The organism is Vibrio sp. R10-SG-ISO4 (assembly GCF_059834135.1).
On sequence record NZ_JCBDHJ010000017.1, the window covers coordinates 228,762 to 248,063 of the forward strand.

19 protein-coding genes are annotated in these 19,302 nt (G+C 46.4%); 13 read left to right on the forward strand and 6 right to left on the reverse strand.

The features are described 5' to 3' along the window. Positions 1 to 131 precede the first annotated feature (131 nt). Together AC6R03_RS11695 and AC6R03_RS11700 are read left to right on the forward strand one after the other, a co-directional pair. Positions 132 to 503 (forward strand): late competence development ComFB family protein, encoded by a 372-nt coding sequence (locus AC6R03_RS11695; protein ID WP_334551886.1) that lies wholly within the window; start codon positions 132 to 134, stop codon positions 501 to 503. Between the two features lie 10 nt (positions 504 to 513). After that, entirely contained in the window at positions 514 to 792 is a 279-nt protein-coding gene (locus AC6R03_RS11700; RefSeq protein ID WP_334551885.1) for an HlyU family transcriptional regulator, read from the forward strand. Here the strand turns inward: AC6R03_RS11700 and AC6R03_RS11705 are convergent. Continuing rightward, the gene (locus tag AC6R03_RS11705; RefSeq protein WP_500627181.1) at positions 785 to 1,060 is read right to left on the reverse strand and encodes a hypothetical protein; all 276 of its coding nucleotides are present in this window, start codon (positions 1,058 to 1,060) and stop codon (positions 785 to 787) included. The genes AC6R03_RS11700 and AC6R03_RS11705 overlap by 8 nt on opposite strands. A gap of 125 nt (positions 1,061 to 1,185) precedes the next feature. Here AC6R03_RS11705 and pntA point away from each other — a divergent pair, with 125 nt between their 5' ends. The 8 genes from pntA to AC6R03_RS11745 all read left to right on the forward strand — a co-directional run bounded on the left by pntA (position 1,186) and on the right by AC6R03_RS11745 (position 9,361). Next, entirely contained in the window at positions 1,186 to 2,733 is a 1,548-nt protein-coding gene (gene pntA, locus AC6R03_RS11710) for a Re/Si-specific NAD(P)(+) transhydrogenase subunit alpha (RefSeq protein WP_500631282.1), read from the forward strand. A 12-nt stretch (positions 2,734 to 2,745) separates the two neighbouring features. Then, positions 2,746 to 4,122 (forward strand): Re/Si-specific NAD(P)(+) transhydrogenase subunit beta, encoded by a 1,377-nt coding sequence (gene pntB, locus AC6R03_RS11715; RefSeq protein WP_500631283.1) that lies wholly within the window; start codon positions 2,746 to 2,748, stop codon positions 4,120 to 4,122. 175 nt (positions 4,123 to 4,297) lie between these two features. Further along, positions 4,298 to 5,728 carry a sensor histidine kinase VxrA gene (gene vxrA, locus AC6R03_RS11720; protein WP_500631350.1) on the forward strand — a complete coding sequence of 477 codons (1,431 nt, stop codon included), beginning with the start codon at positions 4,298 to 4,300 and terminating at the stop codon, positions 5,726 to 5,728. After that, positions 5,703 to 6,362 carry a response regulator transcription factor VxrB gene (vxrB, locus tag AC6R03_RS11725; protein WP_334551881.1) on the forward strand — a complete coding sequence of 220 codons (660 nt, stop codon included), beginning with the start codon at positions 5,703 to 5,705 and terminating at the stop codon, positions 6,360 to 6,362. Before vxrA ends, vxrB begins: the two co-directional genes overlap by 26 nt. A gap of 1 nt (position 6,363) precedes the next feature. Beyond that, complete coding sequence (locus tag AC6R03_RS11730) at positions 6,364 to 7,239, forward strand: DUF2861 family protein (RefSeq protein WP_334551880.1); 876 nt, start codon at positions 6,364 to 6,366, stop codon at positions 7,237 to 7,239. Positions 7,240 to 7,299: 60 nt separating this feature from the next. After that, the gene (locus AC6R03_RS11735) at positions 7,300 to 8,451 is read left to right on the forward strand and encodes a conjugal transfer protein TraF (protein ID WP_500631351.1); all 1,152 of its coding nucleotides are present in this window, start codon (positions 7,300 to 7,302) and stop codon (positions 8,449 to 8,451) included. A 72-nt stretch (positions 8,452 to 8,523) separates the two neighbouring features. Further along, complete coding sequence (locus AC6R03_RS11740) at positions 8,524 to 8,676, forward strand: YoaH family protein (protein WP_500631284.1); 153 nt, start codon at positions 8,524 to 8,526, stop codon at positions 8,674 to 8,676. A gap of 496 nt (positions 8,677 to 9,172) precedes the next feature. Then, positions 9,173 to 9,361, forward strand: coding sequence for a DUF3693 domain-containing protein (locus tag AC6R03_RS11745; protein WP_500631285.1), 189 nt, complete (start codon positions 9,173 to 9,175; stop codon positions 9,359 to 9,361). Between the two features lie 146 nt (positions 9,362 to 9,507). Here AC6R03_RS11745 and yciH read toward each other — a convergent pair whose 3' ends face one another. Next, the gene (yciH, locus tag AC6R03_RS11750) at positions 9,508 to 9,819 is read right to left on the reverse strand and encodes a stress response translation initiation inhibitor YciH (protein ID WP_500631286.1); all 312 of its coding nucleotides are present in this window, start codon (positions 9,817 to 9,819) and stop codon (positions 9,508 to 9,510) included. Position 9,820: 1 nt separating this feature from the next. Then, on the reverse strand, positions 9,821 to 10,195 hold the full coding sequence (locus AC6R03_RS11755) for a DUF3319 domain-containing protein (RefSeq protein ID WP_487901497.1): 375 nt from the start codon (positions 10,193 to 10,195) through the stop codon (positions 9,821 to 9,823). A gap of 135 nt (positions 10,196 to 10,330) precedes the next feature. On the opposite strand from AC6R03_RS11755, the gene AC6R03_RS11760 reads away from it, so the two are divergent. Continuing rightward, the gene (locus tag AC6R03_RS11760; protein ID WP_500631287.1) at positions 10,331 to 11,251 is read left to right on the forward strand and encodes a tyrosine-type recombinase/integrase; all 921 of its coding nucleotides are present in this window, start codon (positions 10,331 to 10,333) and stop codon (positions 11,249 to 11,251) included. On the opposite strand, the gene AC6R03_RS11765 is transcribed toward AC6R03_RS11760, so the two are convergent. After that, positions 11,241 to 12,236, reverse strand: a complete 996-nt coding sequence (locus AC6R03_RS11765; RefSeq protein ID WP_500631288.1) for a D-alanine--D-alanine ligase — start codon at positions 12,234 to 12,236, stop codon at positions 11,241 to 11,243. The genes AC6R03_RS11760 and AC6R03_RS11765 overlap by 11 nt on opposite strands. 171 nt (positions 12,237 to 12,407) lie before the next feature. Continuing rightward, positions 12,408 to 12,983 carry an SPOR domain-containing protein gene (locus AC6R03_RS11770; RefSeq protein ID WP_334551873.1) on the reverse strand — a complete coding sequence of 192 codons (576 nt, stop codon included), beginning with the start codon at positions 12,981 to 12,983 and terminating at the stop codon, positions 12,408 to 12,410. A gap of 221 nt (positions 12,984 to 13,204) precedes the next feature. Between AC6R03_RS11770 and AC6R03_RS11775 the strand changes: the two genes are divergently transcribed. Further along, a complete protein-coding gene (locus AC6R03_RS11775) occupies positions 13,205 to 15,886 on the forward strand; it encodes a bifunctional acetate--CoA ligase family protein/GNAT family N-acetyltransferase (protein ID WP_500631289.1) in 2,682 nt (893 codons plus the stop codon). A 31-nt stretch (positions 15,887 to 15,917) separates the two neighbouring features. Here the strand turns inward: AC6R03_RS11775 and AC6R03_RS11780 are convergent, their stop codons facing one another. After that, the gene (locus AC6R03_RS11780) at positions 15,918 to 16,814 is read right to left on the reverse strand and encodes a LysR family transcriptional regulator (RefSeq protein ID WP_500631290.1); all 897 of its coding nucleotides are present in this window, start codon (positions 16,812 to 16,814) and stop codon (positions 15,918 to 15,920) included. A gap of 247 nt (positions 16,815 to 17,061) precedes the next feature. On the opposite strand from AC6R03_RS11780, the gene AC6R03_RS11785 reads away from it, so the two are divergent. Then, on the forward strand, positions 17,062 to 19,197 hold the full coding sequence (locus AC6R03_RS11785; RefSeq protein WP_500631291.1) for a TonB-dependent hemoglobin/transferrin/lactoferrin family receptor: 2,136 nt from the start codon (positions 17,062 to 17,064) through the stop codon (positions 19,195 to 19,197). Positions 19,198 to 19,302: the final 105 nt, after the last annotated feature.

The following is a 19,302-nucleotide window of genomic DNA, read 5'->3' on the forward strand; positions in this document are numbered from 1 at the left end:
ACTTAAGTAGCAAATTGGATCATATGTTTAATGTTTGAACACCATCATATCTAAATGACTCTATTGCATGGCAATTTTAGGTAATGTTCCACATACTGATACCAGAAGCATAACGAAAAGGAGTGATTGATATGCAGATTAGCGTTGATGTCCACAATTACATGGAAACCTTAGTTGGACACGTGCTTGCGCGAGAAGAATTTACTCAGAGATTCGACCATGATCAATTGGCCGATTTAGCGTGTCTTGCGCTAAGTCAATTGAGGCCTGTCTACATCCGTTTTGATGTCGACTTTCTCTCTGCACTCCCAGAAGAACGTTTAGTGGCATTAAAAGAGTATGCTGAGACAGCGGTCTCTTCTGCTGTGAGCCTGATCGTTGACGACCGCCGTAAAAATCGTAAAGATGAGATTCCGGTGATCATCAACAAGCCTCGTTTTGATGATGACTTGGAGCTGGAATGGTTTGAGAAACCGATTGTATCCATGAAAAGTCGTAAGTAAGGAGTTATAAATGGGATTGTTTTCACGTCTATTTGGTGGCGGAAAATCACAACAAGCCGTCGCGGTAGAGCCGGTTGAATATAAAGGTTATCTCATTTATCAAGAATCCATTGCAGAAGGCGGTCAATACCGTATTGCAGGACGTATTGAGAAAGAAAAAGAGGGCGAGATCCTATCACACCGTTTTATTCGCTCGGATGTGCTCGCTAGTAAAGACGATGCCAATGAATTGATGCTGAAAAAATCACAAATGTTCATTGATCAAATGGGTGACAGTATTTTTAACTAACAGTTTTCGTTAACAGTGACGTAATAAGACGCGTAATGGGAAAGTAACCCATAGAGAGTTCGCCTGATTGATTATTTTGCTGTGATAACTCCTCAATTTGATGAACATCATACTCTAAGAAGCCATTAGCCGTTATGCTGATGGCTTCTTTGTTTTGGTGAGTAAGATAATTTGTTGTTTTAAAGGAAATTTTTGCTTGCACTGGACGCAACTGGTTTGACCTCCTATCAATGGTTTCTGTCTTGTCCTTTTTGTCGTTCAGACGCACAATCCTTCATTCCCAACGGTTATAACTCATGATTTTTTCAGCAAGTTTTTAAAAAGACTTGCAGTCTGTTTTTACGTTGGATAAAAACAAATCAAACAGTGTTGCGAATAGTCAAGGAATAGCTAATGCAGATTGGTGTGCCAAGAGAGTCGCTCCCCGGTGAGACGCGTGTTGCTGCGTCACCCAAATCGGTCGAGCAATTAATTAAATTGGGGTTCAGCGTTGCCGTTGAATCAGGAGCAGGAGAGAAAGCCAGTTTTGATAATGGTGCGTTTGAAGCCGCAGGGGCGAGCATCGTCTCAACGCAAGACGTGTGGCAATCAGACGTCATGTTAAAGGTCAATGCGCCGATTATCGATGACACGCTGGATGAGTTGGCTTTGATCAAGGAAGGGGCCACGCTGATTAGCTTTATTTGGCCAGCACAAAACCCAGAATTGATGGAGAAGCTTTCGAGCAAAAACATTAATGTTATGGCGATGGATGCTGTGCCGCGTATCTCACGTGCTCAAGCGTTAGATGCGCTCTCATCAATGGCAAATATTGCCGGGTATCGTGCTGTAGTTGAAGCCGCGCATGAGTTTGGTCGATTCTTTACTGGGCAAATTACCGCCGCGGGTAAGGTGCCACCAGCGAAAGTTTTGGTGGCTGGTGCTGGTGTTGCTGGTCTAGCTGCGATTGGCGCAGCAGGCAGTCTCGGCGCGATCGTTCGTGCGTTTGACGTGCGCCCAGAAGTAAAAGAGCAAGTACAATCGATGGGCGCTGAGTTCCTTGAAGTCGACTTCAAAGAAGATTCTGGCGCTGGCGATGGTTATGCGAAAGAGATGTCGGATGAGTTTAACAAAAAAGCGGCTGAGCTTTACGCTGAGCAAGCGAAGGATGTCGACATCATCATCACTACCGCACTGATCCCGGGTCGTCCAGCTCCTAAGCTTATCACCAAAGAGATGGTCGACAGCATGAAAGCGGGCAGTGTGATTGTTGATTTGGCTGCGGCCAACGGCGGTAACTGCGAATACACTGAAGCAGACAAAGTGATCACCACAGCCAATGGTGTCAAAGTGGTGGGCTACACCGATATGGTCGGCCGCTTGCCAACACAGTCATCGCAGCTCTATTCAACCAACCTCGTCAACTTGCTCAAACTGCTGTGCAAAGAGAAAGATGGCAACATCACCATCGATTTTGATGATGTTGTTATCCGCGGCGTCACTGTAGTTAAAGAGGGTGAAGTGACTTGGCCTGCGCCACCAATCAAAGTCTCAGCTCAACCAGAGCAGAAAAAAGCGCAGCCAGTAAAAGCAGAGCCGAAAGTTGAAGAGCCCACTTCACCAGTGAAGAAACTGGCGGCGTTAGCTGTGGGTGTCGGAGCGTTTGCATGGATAGCCTCTGTCGCGCCAGCGGCCTTCTTGTCACATTTTACTGTGTTTGTTCTTGCATGTGTCGTTGGCTACTACGTGGTTTGGAACGTCACACACGCTCTGCATACACCGTTGATGTCGGTGACCAATGCAATTTCTGGCATTATTGTTGTCGGCGCTTTGTTACAAATTGGCCAAGGCAACGGAGTGGTATCATTTTTGGCGTTCATCGCTGTGTTGATTGCCAGTATTAACATCTTCGGTGGATTCACCGTCACCAAGCGTATGCTTGAAATGTTCCGTAAAGACTAAGGAGTAACAAGGATGTCTGCAGGATTAGTACAAGCAGCTTACATTGTTGCTGCATTATTCTTTATTTTAAGTTTGGCCGGGTTGTCAAAGCAGGAGTCTGCTCGCGCAGGTAACTACTATGGTATCGCTGGTATGTCGATCGCGTTGATCGCCACGATCTTTGGTCCTGAATCGCAAGGCTTTGCGTGGATCATCGTTGCCATGGTGATCGGTGGGGGTATCGGCATCCACTATGCGAAGAAAGTCGAAATGACCGAAATGCCAGAACTAGTAGCAATTTTGCACAGTTTTGTTGGTATGGCGGCAGTATTGGTTGGTTACAACAGCTACCTCGACGCACCAGAGGCAGCAACGCATGCCGAGCACGTTATTCACTTGGTTGAGGTGTTCCTAGGTGTCTTCATTGGTGCGGTTACCTTTACAGGTTCCGTGGTCGCATTTGGTAAGCTGCGCGGTATCGTGTCATCTTCACCATTAAATCTGCCGCATAAGCACAAAATGAACCTTGCGGCGATCGTGGTATCAACGCTTTTGATGGTGCATTTCGTCAACGCTGAAGGTAGTATGTTCGCACTGCTTGTGATGACGTTGATTGCGTTTGCGTTTGGTTACCACTTGGTTGCGTCCATCGGTGGGGCGGACATGCCTGTGGTGGTTTCTATGCTCAACTCTTACTCAGGTTGGGCAGCGGCAGCGGCCGGTTTCATGCTCGCCAACGATCTATTGATTGTCACCGGTGCGCTTGTGGGTTCTTCCGGTGCGATTCTATCCTACATCATGTGTAAAGCGATGAACCGCTCGTTCATTAGTGTGATCGCCGGTGGTTTTGGTCAAGAAGTGGTGATCTCTGAAGATGTTGAGCAAGGTGAACACCGCGAGACCACAGCAGAAGAAGTGGCCGAGATGCTCAAGAACTCTAAGTCTGTGATCATCACACCAGGATACGGCATGGCCGTTGCTCAAGCGCAGTACCCAGTGCATGAAATTACCGAAAAACTTCGTGCACAAGGTGTGGAGGTGCGATTTGGTATTCACCCTGTTGCGGGCCGACTACCTGGTCATATGAACGTATTGCTCGCGGAAGCGAAAGTTCCTTACGACATCGTATTGGAAATGGATGAAATCAATGACGATTTCTCAGAGACCGATACCGTGCTCGTCATTGGTGCTAACGACACGGTGAACCCAGCCGCGCTGGAAGATCCAAACAGCCCGATCGCTGGCATGCCCGTGTTAGAAGTGTGGAATGCGCAAAACGTGATTGTCTTCAAACGCTCGATGAACACCGGTTACGCTGGCGTTCAGAACCCATTGTTCTTTAAGGAGAACACTCAGATGCTGTTTGGTGATGCAAAAGAGAGTGTCGACGCCATCTCCAAAGCGTTGTAATCTCCCCTCACAGTACGATAAAGCCAGCGTAATGCTGGCTTTATGCGTTTTAGTGGTAATGATTCCTGACATCAATATTACATTTGAAATGTCTATTTTTGTCATAATGGTTTATTCTATTTCTAACTTACTGATTTAATGAATTTTTACAGTGATTAAACCCGTAAACATACTGATAACTGCTTTGATAACTCTGGCCACAAAGAGCGCGTTCGCGAACTCTTTGCCTGAGCGTATCGACACATTTATTGATATGTTTGACCGCTCTGAGGCGGTAGTGAGTTACGATATTCGCGTACTACAGGCCGATTACCCCACACGTTTGCTTACGCCTGAATCTATGCTGCCGCAAACGGCGCATTATCCTCTCAAAGATATTCAGCGCTTGTATGATCTCGCAAGAGACTGTACAGGTAAGCTCCCTCTGAGCCCTTTAGTGACGGAGCCGTTGGTGTTTACCCGTTCTGTATGTAAAGGGAATACCGTGAGCACCAAGTGGTTTGCGCGCAGTGCGCTTATCCATCCTGGCGGCGGAACCTACGCCAGTCGTTATGTGGCACTGCATCCGGAAAAACTGGATGAGCTATCGCAATACATGCACATCAAGGAGCGTCCGCTCGATCCAGAAACGACCTTATTAGGACGATTGCAGCGAATGGATGAGTCTGCCATGTTGGCACTGTTGGCAGGATCGAGCATGTTTTTGGATCGAAATGCACTCTGGCTTCGCAATAATGATGAATATTTAGTGTATCCAGACAATGTTTGGAAAACCTATGTCGATCAGAGTGGTCTAAAAGTAGAGCCGAAATCCACGGCGGTACGCTGTTTCGCACAGCGGGGCAATTTGTGTTGGGATATTGAAGATCAATCAGAGATCTTACGAATCAGCATGGCGGTTTTGGTTGTCGCGAACATTTTGCTGGTACTGGGTTGGTTGACGTATCGCTGGAACACCAAGCGCCAAGAAATGAAAAGCCGTATGCTGATTTTGCAGATCTTAACGCACGAACTGCGTACGCCAATCGCCAGTTTATCCTTGACGGTTGAAGGCTTTCGTCGTGAGTTTGAAAAGCTGCCAGAGTCAGTGTACGACGAATTTCGTCGATTATGTGAAGATTCTAGACGATTGCGCCAACTGGCCGAAGCCAGTAAAGATTATTTGCAATCAGATAACAAACCATTGGCCGCAGATTGGGTACCATCTGTCAGCGAATGGCTTGAGTTCAAATTAGAAGAAGAATTTGGCGACAAAGTTGAGTTCTTAATTAACCAAGATGTCGCGGCAAAGCTTAATGTCTACTGGCTAGGGACTTGCATCGACAACTTAATCCGCAATGCCACTAAATATGGCGTTGCTCCTGTTCAACTTGAGGTTGAAACCTCAGTGGACATGATTACGCTAAAGGTCAAAGACCAAGGCCAGTTAACCCATAAAGACTGGCGCAATTTGCGCAAACCCTTTGTGAGTAAAAGCGGCCTGGGCTTAGGATTAACCATAGTTGAATCGATGGTCGGACGTATGGGCGGAACTATGAACCTCATCGGCCCACCGACAACATTTATATTGGAGATACCCTGTGAAACAGACACTGCTTCTCGTTGAAGACGACAAAAATTTAGCTGACGGCCTACTAGTTAGCCTTGAACAAGCAGGTTACGAATGTTTTCACTCTGAAACCATTGCGGACGTGGCACAGTACTGGGATAAAGCAGACTTGGTGGTGCTTGATCGCCAATTGCCTGATGGTGATTCTGTAGCGCACTTAACCGATTGGAAAAAAATCAAAGATGTTCCAGTGATCTTATTGACGGCTCTGGTAACGGTAAAAGACAAAGTCACAGGTTTAGATGCCGGTGCGAATGACTATTTAACCAAACCTTTCGCTGAAGCGGAGCTATTTGCTCGAATTCGTGCGCAGTTGCGCTCTCCGGACGCCGAAGCTCAAGATGATTCAAAAGTGACGACCAGCGACTTGGTGATCGATAAAGCGACCCGTGAAGTTTTCTACAAAGAGGAATCCATCACCTTAACACGTACAGAGTTTGATCTCTTGTTGTTCTTAGCCAGTAACTTAGGCCGCGTGTTTACTCGTGACGAATTGCTTGATCATGTTTGGGGATACAATCATTTTCCTACCACACGTACGGTTGACACACATGTATTGCAGTTACGTCAAAAACTCCCAGGTCTAGAAATCGAGACCTTGCGTGGTGTTGGATACAAAATGAAAGCCTAATATGAAGATACGGGCTCTCTTATGGGGTGCACTCATTGCGAGTGCACCTGCACTCAGCGATACCGCGCCTTGGTTTGAGGACAACACACCGTTGACTCAAGCTCATAAGCATCTACTCAACAATAACTTGTCGGGTATGTTTTCTTCATTGGTGGAAGTTTGGCAACTCGAATCAACCTCAAATTTATCAAGCCACCTCAATTCGTTACTCCTTCAATCGCTTGAAGTGGACTGTGGAAAAGGCCTAGATACCAATCCCACGCCCACGTGGATATCCTCGGTTGTCATCCGCCGTACTAACATTGAAAGCCCTGGGCGCGATGCGTTTCGAGCCATCGTCGAAGTGGATTCAGAAAAGCCCATTCGAGATATCGCATTAACCCAGTGGGTATCTCGTAATATATCCACTGACAACACTTTGACAAAGTTACCGGGTAACGAAAGTGGCCTGAGTAAATACATTAAGCGATACAACTTGAACAGTCGTTTACCTATGGGACTCTATCGATTGGACGTCACTGCTGCTGACCAATCCTCTTGGAGTGCTTGGGTCCTGCTTGGCGAACCCAATGCTGCGATTGACGTTCGCTGGAAATCAAAGGATGAGTGGAGTATCGATCGCACCGCATTACTCAACCCGCACTGCCCATTACCTAAGCTAGAAACGGGGATTTACGACTATGTGGATGGCAAATATAACCAAATTTGGACAGAGGTACATGTTTCCGATTTTCCGACTGCGCTGAAACCGAATGTGGTACCAGCAGGTCGTTACGTGTTGGCCGTTTCCATCAATCAACAACGTTGGCAGGGGCCAATAATTGTTGAACAATCCCAAATTATCAGCAAAACCTATGATGTTTCTGTAGAGGAATAGTTAAAGTTCATAGACAATAAGACGATATAAATGAATGGAACTGAAAAGATTTATATCGCTATGGATAATAAAATTAAACTCTTGAGCCTGTCAATTGCTCTGGCTGCCACGTCAGCCTCTGCCGCCAACTACGCCATTGAAGCACGTGGTGATGCCATGGGTGGCGTAGGGGTGGTATCCGCCAATTTTCTCACTGCACCGTTCTACAATCCCGCGCTTACCGCTATTTACCGTCGCAATGATGATGTCGGTATGATCGTGCCTTCTTTTGGTCTCTCGTATAGTGATCAAGATGATATGGTGAATGATCTTGATACAGTGGCGGACCTATTAGAGACCAATGACCCTAGTAGAATTAACGAGTTAGGACAAGCGCTTGATGATCTGCAAGGCGATCAAGCTAAGTTGGAAATGGGTGGCGTTGTAGCGTTTGCAATTCCGAATAGCTTTATCGCTGCCAATGTATTCGGCAAGTTATACACTGAGTCATATGCGACCCCTAACATTGCAACGGATAGTACAGCAGGCACGGAGGAGCAACGTATTTTAGAAAATGCGCAAAATAGCTCTGTCAGTGCTGTTTCTATCGGAGTTGCGGAAGCGGGTATCTCTCTAGCTAAATATCAGACATTTCTCGGACAACACATCGCGTTTGGTGTCTCACCAAAACTGCAGCGTATTTACACATACGTGTATGAAGCATCTCTAGCTGACTACGATATAACAGACGTACGTGAAAACGGAACTGGCGAAACCATGTTCAATATGGATGCAGGTTTCCTGTGGTTCCATGGCCCGTTACGAGCAGGCATCTCTGCGACCAACTTGATCAGTCGCGACATCGAAACTAACGCGACTCCAATCTCTGGACGTACTTATCAATATCAACTAGGACCGCAATACACCGTCGGTTTTGGTTTAGTTGCTGACTACGCGACAATCAGTGTTGACTATGACCTCAATGAAGACAAACGTTACACCGACTTTGAAGACAATACACAAATGCTCAGAATCGGGGGCGAAATTGACATCATGCGTCAGTTAAAACTGCGAGCTGGATGGAAACGCAATCTTGCGTATGACAATCAAGATGACACGCTGACAGCAGGTATAGGTATATCGCCATTGAACCTGTTTCAACTCGATATTGGTGCAAGCTACACGAATGAAGATTCTATGGGCGCCTTTATTAATTTCTTAGGCAGTTACTAAAGGCGAGGGTAGCGCTAGCCACCTCGAATAATTCGTACTATAGTCGGGCTCCTATAAAAAGGAGCCTTTTTTATGTTTGATGATTTACCACCGCTGACACACGAAGAGCAGCAAAAAGCCGTAGAGCGGATTCAAGAGCTAATGGCAAGCGGGATGAGTACCGCGCAGGCAATAAAAGTCGTTGCCGATGACATACGCAAAGCCGCAGCAGAAAACAAACAATAACCCACCTAGAGAGAGCCAATGGCTCTCTTTTTTTTGCCTAAAACAAAGCGGTTACAAATCCTGAAAGTCATGTCGAAAGCAATAACATTAAGATTAAGTTTATTAATTACAATGACTTATGGTGGGTTATTATTCTGTTGCTAGCTCGTTTTTGTTTCTTGGTGTAATTTAATTACACAACTGAAAGTCGGTCGGTGTAAGCGCTCACTATTGCCAGTTAATCATGCTTCTGGGTGATGCCGTCACTGATGCGGACTTTGACCAACGATGTCGCCTTGTCATTTACAGTCACCCATAAATTAGACGGATGGTTTGGATACGAGAATGCAGTGACGCTGTCACGTCAACTGAATCTAATTAATGTAATTAAGATAACGAGAGTTAAAAGCGGGTGATTTTGTAAGGACTACAAGGTCCGACTAGAAGTGTTTTGGTTAGCGCCGTTTTTAAGTCGCGCACAGTATCGGCAACAGAGAACGTTTGTGCGGACAAAGAAATGGTGTTGGTGCCCTTGGCGGACGATAAAGCCAAGTCGCACGAAGCGGAGGCTTTATGGAATCAGATCGCAAAAAAGTATAACGGGCTAGGAATTACAAGCGTATCAGGTGCTTATGCGGTGTTTAGCCTTAGCTCAGATGGCCTATTTCAACGTGTTAATGAGTGCGTATTATCTATCTTATGTTAAATATGGTTGTTCAAATATAGGGAGCCACGCTCCCTATTCGATCTTTACGGTTAAATACAGCATTGATTAAACATAACTAAATTTACCATAAAATACCTAATAATCAGTTTGTTAATCTGCGATTACCAACCGCTTATTACTTAGCATTAACCGCCAGCGAGCTTTACCGTAAAGCCTTTCTTTTCTAGATGGGCTTTGATTTTATCTCGCGCGTCGCCTTGGATCTCAATGTTGCCATCTTTAACTGAACCGCCGCAGCCACACACTTTCTTAAGTTCTGCTGCGAGGAGTTTCAATGGCGCGTCATCCAAATCAAGGCCAGTGACAATACTCACGCCTTTGCCTTTGCGGCCTTTGGTTTGACGTTGAATACGCACAACACCGTCGCCTTTTGGGCGTTGTACTTTCTCTTCTTCTGGCTTAATTCGGCCAACTTCTGTTGAATACACTAAAGACATATTACTTCTTCTGTTGCTCTGCTTTTTGTTTCGCGACCAAGTATGCCTCTATGTGCTTCTGAATGGCAAGTTTTCCGCCCTTAAGTAACCTGCCATTGAAAAAACAATACCAAGCGTTGGGTTCGCCTGTATCATTCTTTAGGGTGAAACCATTAAAATTTTCTTGTGCGGGCTGGCCTGAACCTTCACGTTTCGAGTTGATGGAACTGAATTCGCGGGGATCGATAATGGTCGCAGTGTCACAAAACCAATCAATGCTCTTCTTCACCGCCGCCATACTGCCTTGCAGTTGGTGGTTTTTGATTTGCACTTGCCAAATCTCTGTAGAGTTCCCGGCAGTTTTAAGGTTAAAACCTCGATAAGTCGCTACTGGCATAGTATTTATAGTCTTAGTTATGAGTTAAATTAATGATAATTGTAATTCCTTGTTTATCAAGTATCTCGATATGAGTTTGTGCGTTTTTATAGTGAATCCATGAGAAAAAATGTTCGAATAGTGACCGATAACAGCATGAGACAAACATTGACTCGTGCACTCAACAAACAGACGACAATTCAAGACCTTAACCTTGTTACCGATGGGCAATACTCGCACAATTCCGTCTTGGCGATGAGTAATGATTGGAATCGTTTCTACAACTTTTGTCTTAGTCACCATGTTGTCGCGCTGCCAGCCGCCTCGACAGCGGTAAGGATATTTCTGCAGTCGGAATCGAGAAACAGAAAGTACGCCACCGTTCGTCGTTACAGCGTCACCATAAGTTTGATGCACCGTATATTGGGCTACGACGATCCCGTCAACACCCACTCTGTTAGGCGCTTGATGTCTGAACTTAGCAACGAAAAGCGTGGGGATGCGACATCAAGCCATGCCTTTACTAAATCCTCGCTCGATACACTGACTGATAAGCTTGAGCGCTCGAATACGCCAATCGATGTTCGAAATCTAGCGATTTACCACGTGATGTTTGAGTGTTTGTTAAAACGTTCAGAGCTCAAATCGCTTAACGTTGGCAATGTGACGATTGAGTCATCGCAGGGGGTTTTGAGCTTGGGTAATGAGTGTTATCGATTGAGTAAAGGTGCGACAGAAAAGCTCAATCGTTGGTTGATTTTACGTGGTGTGGCTCCCGGTCCTCTTTTTGTCGCAATAGACAAACATGGTCGGTTTGCTACCGCACCTTTGGATGACTCCTCAATATACCGAATCATGCGCTCAGCGAGTGACAAGCTTGGCTTGGCACTGGATTTTTCTGGTCAGTCTTTGCGTGTAGGTGGAGCGATTGAGTTAGCTAAACAAGGTATAAACACGCGTGAGATTCAGACTTACGGTCGTTGGAAGAGCGCTGCTATGCCCTATTACTATGTTGGTAATACAGTGCGAGCAGCGCAAGAAAGGCTCAAATATAAAGTGATCCGCCCTATTGATTGATTGACGTTGTCACGCAGTTGGCGAGAAACTGATGAAATGGCACACCGTCGTTGACCACCATCTTAGGGAACATTGAGATTGGGGTCATCCCAGGGAAGGTGTTGACTTCATTGAGGTAAAGCTCACCCTCTTGTGTCAAAAAGAAATCGATCCGAGAGAGGTGACGCAGCTTCATATGGGTAAAGACCTTTTCAGCGTTGAGTCGAATCATCTGTTGTTGCTGCTCAGTGAGATTAGACGCGACGATATCCGTTGTGGAATGGCTCGTTGCGCTGTATTTTTCTTCGTAGCTGTAAAAGGCATCCGCAGGCGCCTTTACTTCACCGGGTAAGGTAATGTGCAGTTGGCCATCCATTTCGTAGGCCGCCACTTCGAGTTCTCGTGGCTTCACGGCTTTTTCGACCAAAACCTGATCGGAAAATGTGAACGCGTCTGCAATCGCTGTACGCAACTGATCGATATTAGTGACCTTGTAACAACCAACGGAAGAGCCCTGTCTCGCCGCTTTGACAAACACACTACCCCAGTTTTCAAAGGCTTGCTTACTCTGCTGATAAGTTTCTTCTGTGTTTTCTGTGAGAAACAAGTAAGGTGTGTTGGGGATGCCTAATGCGTCGTACCAAAGCTTAGAGGTGATCTTATTGAAGCTGTTGGTGCTCGCCTCAGGTCCACAGCCTAGATAAGGAATCCCTGATAGCTCGAGCATAGATTGAATATCACCCGTCTCCCCAGGGTAACCGTGTATGCACGGGACGACAAAATCGAGCGTGATGGCATCGGTTGCGGTATTTAAGGTGCCTGCATTGGTATCGAGATAGACTAACTCATCATCTTCGGTATGCCAGCCATCAGAGCGCATTTCAACGCGTAAGACGTTAAACCCATCCGTCAAGGTAAGTTGTTCTTGCAGGTAATTGGCTGAAACGAGTGAGACTTCGTGCTCAGATGAGCCGCCGCCACAGAGTAATAAGATGTTGGTCGTCATTGATGGTCTTTCCGTAATGCAACAAAGAGGCTTATCCGATCTTAATGAAAACTCGGGAGCGTTTACACGTTTTTCGCCTATTCATATCGAGTTAGTTGGTTAGTTGTTGAATTTCTAAGCGAATAATAAGAAGAGTCATGAAAAAAGGGGCGCTTGGCCCCTTTCATTCTATCAGTTTAGTTTGTTGAGCGTCGGGTACTGAGAGTTCTTAATATCATCGATGCTCTTAACAAATGGCTTGAGTGCTTGCAGTTCGGCTGGCAATTCACTCACTGCCTTTTTGGCATCCGCACGCGTCGCATAATCCCCATAAAGTACGGTGTACCATTTTGTACCGTTCACGACTTTGTAGTTTTCCCAAATCGGTTGATCACCTTGAGGTAGTTGTCGAGCAAACTGGTCCACTTTCGTTTGTGACCCTACGGCCGCGACTTGAATCGTAAAACCAAAACGTGGATTCATCGCTTTCTGTTTAGCTGTCGGCGGTATGATTGCAACAGCAGGCTTGCTTTGTGGCTGTTTTTTCACCACTTGCTTGCTGGACTCTGGTGACATTTTCACAACATTAGGCTTGACGTTACTTTCGGTCACGTCTTTTGCCATACCCTGCTCAGAGACGACAGGTTTGGCGACGGATGCCGTTTGGTAATCTTCACGGTAGCTCTCTGAGCTGACATCGGTGACGTAATCACTGGATACACAAGCGGAGAGAACGACGGACAGGCCTACTATTGCGATTTTTTTCATGGGATATTCGAATGCCTTAAACTAGAAATTACTGTAAATCATGCCGTTAGATAATCGTATAATCAACCCAACAATGAAATTATATACCAAGACTCTTGTGACACATGACACAAAGTCAGTGAGCAACACAGTGATCTGATTAAAACTACGTCAAACTCAAGCAGCGAATGGGCCTAACCTCGGATACCATAAAGAGAGTTAGATTCAAGGAGTGTCACGTTATGTCCAGTATCGCTGCGTTACTCAAGCCCTCGTCAGTCGCCGTCATCGGCGCCTCTTCGCGACCGATGAGAGCGGGCAACATCGTGATGAAAAACCTACTACAAGGTGGATTTGAGGGCGCAATCATGCCTGTCACACCTCGTTATTCCTCTGTGTGTGGCGTGCTCGCCTACCCGACGATTGATTCGCTGCCGATTGTACCGGACGTCGCGATTTTATGTACTAGTGCGAAGTACAATGTCGAGCTGATACGTCAGCTTGCCGACAAACAAGTCAAGGCCGCGATCATTCTTTCGGCGGACATGCACCTCCCTGATCAAGACGGTATCACTCATCAATCACGCTGTTTAGAGATAGCGCGGGCCGCTGGCATGCGCCTGCTCGGTCCTAATAGCTTGGGACTCATCCTCCCTTGGCATCATTTTAATGCTTCGTTTTCCCCTGTGATGGCGCAGAAAGGCAAAATTGCGTTCATTTCCCAGTCTGCAGCCATGTGTACCACCATTTTGGACTGGGCCAACGACAAAGACATCGGATTTTCCGCATTTATTTCGATTGGTAATGCCAGCGATGTCGATTTTGCCGATCTTCTCGATCATCTTAGCACCGACACTAACACTGATGCGATCTTGCTCTATGTCGATACCATCAAAGATGCCAGACGGTTTCTTTCTGCCGCGCGTGCGGCGTCACGTAACCGCCGCATACTGGTGCTCAAAGGTGGGCGAACAAAAGCCGGACGTGCCGCTGCGAAAGCACACACAGGTGGCGATGACACGCTTGATATTATCTATGATTCGGCGATTCGACGTACAGGTATGCTGCGCGTCAATAATTCACATGAACTGTTTGCAGCCGTTGAGACGTTGACTCACTCCGTCCCTTTGCGCGGCGAACGATTGGCCATCATTACCAATGGTGGTGGCCCCGCGATTATGGCAGTAGATACGCTGCTCGAACGTGGCGGCAAACTTGCGCAGTTGTCTGAAGAAACCATGTTGCGTTTAAGCTCAGCGTTGCCGCCCAGCTGGAGCCAAAGTAACCCAATCGACATGGTTGGCGATGCAGACCATTTGGGCTATGTGAATACGCTTAACGCCTTGATGGATACAGATTGTGCGGACGCCATTTTGATTATGCACAGTCCTTCAGCCGTGGCGGAGTCGGAGCAGACCGCACGAGCAATTGTCGAAGCGGTCAAAGCTCATCCTCGTCATCGACGTTTCAACATTTTGACCAATTGGTCTGGCGAGTTAACCGCCAAACCTGCGCGATTGCTGTTTACCCAAGCGGGCATTCCTACCTATCGTACTCCGGAGAGCGCTGTGGTGGCCTTCATGCATTTGGTCGAGTACAGACGAAATCAAAAACAGCTGATGGAAACCCCAACCACCGCAGAACCTATCGAGATCAATGATAGAAATGAAGCAAAAGTATGGATCAATGAGCGCTTAGAGCAACATGATGTTCTTCACCTCGATACCCATCAAATAGGTACATTACTCAAGCACTATGGGTTCAATGTACTGCCGACATGGCTTGCGTCCGATGCGAGTGAAGCGGTGCATATCGCCGAAAGCATTGGTTATCCTGTTGCGGTAAAGCTTCGCTCACCTGACATTGCGCATAAATCCGATGTACAAGGTGTAATGCTTAATCTAAGAAATAGCCAAGAGGTGGCAAATTCGGCACAAGCGATACTGGACCGAACGCAGCTTTCTTACCCTTCCGCCAATGTTCATGGTTTGATTGTGCAGGGCATGGCGAAATTGGCCGGCGGTGAAGAGATTCGTATTAAGATCAAACATGACAATACCTTCGGACCAGTAATTCTTATCGGTCAGGGTGGCTCCGAATGGGACGAAGCGATCGACGCGGCCGCCGCTTTACCGCCGTTGAATATGGCGTTGGCGCGTTATCTTATCGTCATTGCGATTAAAAATGGCAAGATACGTCTACAAAAACTCCCAGAACCGATGAACATACAAGGGCTCTCTGAGTTTTTAGTTCGTCTGTCTCAATTAGTGGTGGATTGCCCTCAAATTCATGAACTGGATATACATCCAGTGCTAGCAAATGGCTCACAATTTACCATCCTCGATGCGGATCTTACATTACGACGCTATCAAGGCGACGCACAACAGCGTTTGGCCATTCGACCGTATCCAGTAGAGTATGAAGAGTCGATTAGATTGAAAAACGGTGACTCCCTGCTCCTTCGTCCAATCTTGCCTGAAGATGAGCCGCTTCATGCGGATTTTATTCACAACGTCAGCAAGGAGGATCTCTACAAACGCTTCTTTACGGATGTGGGCGAATTTAATCATGAAGCGCTAGCGAATCTAACCCAAATTGACTATGACCGAGAGATGGCTTTTGTCGCAGTGCGTGAAGAGCAAGGTCAGCCGCAAATCATTGGCGTGTCACGCGCACTAATCAACCATGACAACACCGACGCTGAGTTCGCGATTTTGATCCGTTCCGATCTTAAGGGGATCGGTTTAGGTAAGGTGTTGATGAAAAAGATCATTGATTACTGCCACCATAAGGGCACCAAGCAAATGTCCGGTATGACCATGCCCACCAACCGCGGTATGCTAATGCTGGCGCAAAAACTTGGCTTCACCCTTGATATTCAGTTTGAAGATGGCGTCGCGGATATGGTGTTACCCTTGAATTAAGTAGCCAAGTGTTGAAATCCGTGAGTTGATATTAGATTTTTGCCAGAGACTTCCAGTTTTTCTTCAGGTATTGGATGCACCAAGACTTGGCTTCGCCCATTTTATTGCGCTTCCAAGCTAAGACGATGTCGATGGTGACAGCTTCGGTATCGGTGATCTGTTTGAGTTCCCCTTTTTCAATCAAGCTTTGCGCCAGTTCGGCAGGCAGCGTTCCTATGCCTAGACCACTGCGCAGAGCATCGACTTTGGCAGCAAAGGTCGTGACGGTTAAACGCGGTTGCCGCTGCATCACATTGATGCTGATTGCCGGTTGCTCTCTTGCCGTATCCGCAATCGCAATAACACGATACTTCTCACGCGCAGATTCATTAAATGCGCCTGAACGTTTGTGTACGTAGTGATCACTGGCCGCGACCCAAATCATTGTCATTTCCCCTAAAGTTTCAGCCTTAACGTCATGGGGAAGCGCATCCAGTTTCGGACACACTAACAGGTCAGCTCGACCCGTACTCAATGCCTCCCAACTGCCGGCTAAAATCTCTTCTTGCAGTTTGACTCGAGTTGAACTGACATTGCCAAGTGCATCGACAAGGGGGAAAAAGTTGTGAACAGGAATGATGCCATCGAACGCGAGTGTAATATCGAGCTCCCACCCATTGGCTATCACACTGGCGTCATTGACGAGTTTCTCTGTCGCCGCCAATATGGCCCTACCTCGTTCGAGAATCAGTTTGCCTGCCTCAGTGAAATTCGCTTTGTGCCCAGAACGATCAAAGATGGTGATATCGAGGTCTTGCTCGAGTTTCTGAATTTGATAGCTCAAAGATGATGGCGCTTTATCCAATTCATTCGCGGCGGCCGCAAAGCTTCCTCTTCGATCAATCGCGTCCAATATGTGTAAGGCTTCTAACGTTATCGGGCTTTGCATCGCTTACATTCCTATAAATGAGAATCATTATTGTGACCCGCGTCTCACTAATGAAGTCTTGTTTTTACTAGTACGCTGACTATTCTACAAGTTTAAGTTTATGTTTTATATATGAAATATTGATAGGATTCATTCTAATTCCAAAAGCTCAACTCAAAAATGATATTGATAACGATAGTAATTATCATTTATATCCAATAAAATTCAGGCCGTTCAACCAAGCCTAATGGATTTAAGGTAATCATAAATGTATAAGAAATCACTATTGTCGGCTTCGATTGTTTTAGCCCTAACAACGAGTGCGTATGCACAAGAGTATGCCCTATTTGACGAGGTTGTGGTATCCGCAACGCGTACTGATCAACAGCTTAGTGATGTTGCTGCATCGGTTGCGGTGATCGATAACGACGAAATCGAAAGTAATATGACCACAGGTCTTGAGGATTTGTTCAAGTACACACCGGGTGTGAGCGTACAGACAAACTCTCGTCAAGGTGTGCAAGGCATCAATATTCGCGGCATGGAAGGCAACAGAATTCAAGTTTTGGTGGATGGCGTTAACCAAACCAACCAGTTCGCGCCAAGCGGTGGTCAGTCGTACAACTTTATCAACTCCTCACGTATTGATGTAGACACTGATCTGCTAAAATCGGTTGAAGTGGTTAAGGGGGCCGCCTCTTCCCTTTATGGCTCAGGCGCTATCGGTGGGATCGTCGCTTTTCAGACCATCGACCCGAGTGATTTACTGAAAGGTCGCAATTTTGGTGGCCATGCTAAGTTCAATTTCTCATCTTCTGACAACACGTTCAGTGAGTCGATTGCACTTGCCAACAAAACAGGCAATTTAGAAAGTCTCGTCGCCTACACGCGCAGGGATGGGAATGAAGTGGATAACTTTGGCGAGCCTGATGAGCAAGACACCACGGCTAACAGTTTATTGGTTAAGCTTCAATACCAAGCGTCAGATGATCACCGTTTCGAGTTTACGGGTAATATCTTGCACGATACGGTAGACACGCAGTTTATTAGCGACAGCTACAGTGATTACAACGGTGATGATACGACCGACAAGCAGCAGATCGGCATTAAACACATTTGGAATGCAGACGCGTCTATTGCAGACACGGTGACCTGGCAGTTGGATTGGTTGAGCAAAGAAGAAAATGGTGTGACCAATCGTACCTCAAATGGTGGAATGTACTTACCAACGGCCGGTAACGTGCAGCGTAAAGATTACCTTTATTCGGACGAACGCTTCCAGTTTGACGCGCAGTTTGATAAAGGATTTAACCTAGGTTCAACGGAGCACTTCCTCGTCTACGGACTGTCGTTTGCCGATAAAGATATCAAAAACATCAATAACGAATACAACTCGATTGATGATGACAAAACGATTTTCTACATTCCTTCTGCCTCTGAACGAAACTACGGCTTATTTATCGAAGATACGATCACCATTGGTCAACTTACGCTGACTCCAGGTGTCCGTTTTGACAGTTTTGAGACAAAACCTGGCGACAGCTCGGAAAACCCAAGTGAAAACCCCGCGTCTGATTACCAAAAGTTCTCCGATTCTGCTCTCACTGGACGTCTAGGTGCGGTGTATGCACTGAATAAGCAGCACAAACTCTTTGCTCAAGTGAGTCAAGGTTTTAGAGCGCCTGATTTCCAAGAGTTGTATTACTCCTTTGGCAACCCTGCCCACGGCTATATAAATAAACCTAACCCTGATCTTGAGGCGGAGAAGAGTATCTCGTATGAGTTAGGTTGGCGCCATAACACAGAGAACTCAGCTACAGAGTTGGCCGTGTTCTACAGTGACTACGACAACTTTATCTCTAGCGATACGGTCAGCGGTTCATTTACTGACCTGAATAATCCCGCAGTTATTCAATACATCAACATTGATCAAGCAACCATCAAAGGTGTAGAGCTCTCAAACAAATTCTATTGGGATGAGCAGTTGCCGCTTAACGGGATCAGTACGCGTGTTGCCGCGGCTTACACCGAGGGTGAAGATGGAGAAGGTAAACCACTTAACGACGTGACACCATGGAACACTGTGGTTGGCCTCAATTACGACGCACCTGCTGGTACTTGGGGTAGCGCGTTGACTGTCACCTATAACGCGGAGAAGAAAGCCAAAGACATCAACTCTGAAGGCTCAACTCGTGGAGATTACATCGGTATTGATGCCGCGACCATTGTCGACCTAACGGCTTACTACGTACCAATGAAAGATCTGACGCTACGCGCCGGACTCTTCAACGTAACGGACGAAGAGTATTACGAGTGGAATGATGTCAAAGGCTTTGTAGAAGAGGACAAAGATTTCACTCAACCGGGTCGTAACTGGGCAATCACGGCTAAGTACGAATTCTAAATATTGACGACGTCAAAAACAAAAAAGCTCCCTTTTTAATAAAGGGAGCTTTTCTTTGGTTTCCAATAAAAGTGAACAAAAAAGGGGTTGGAATCCATTAAGCGT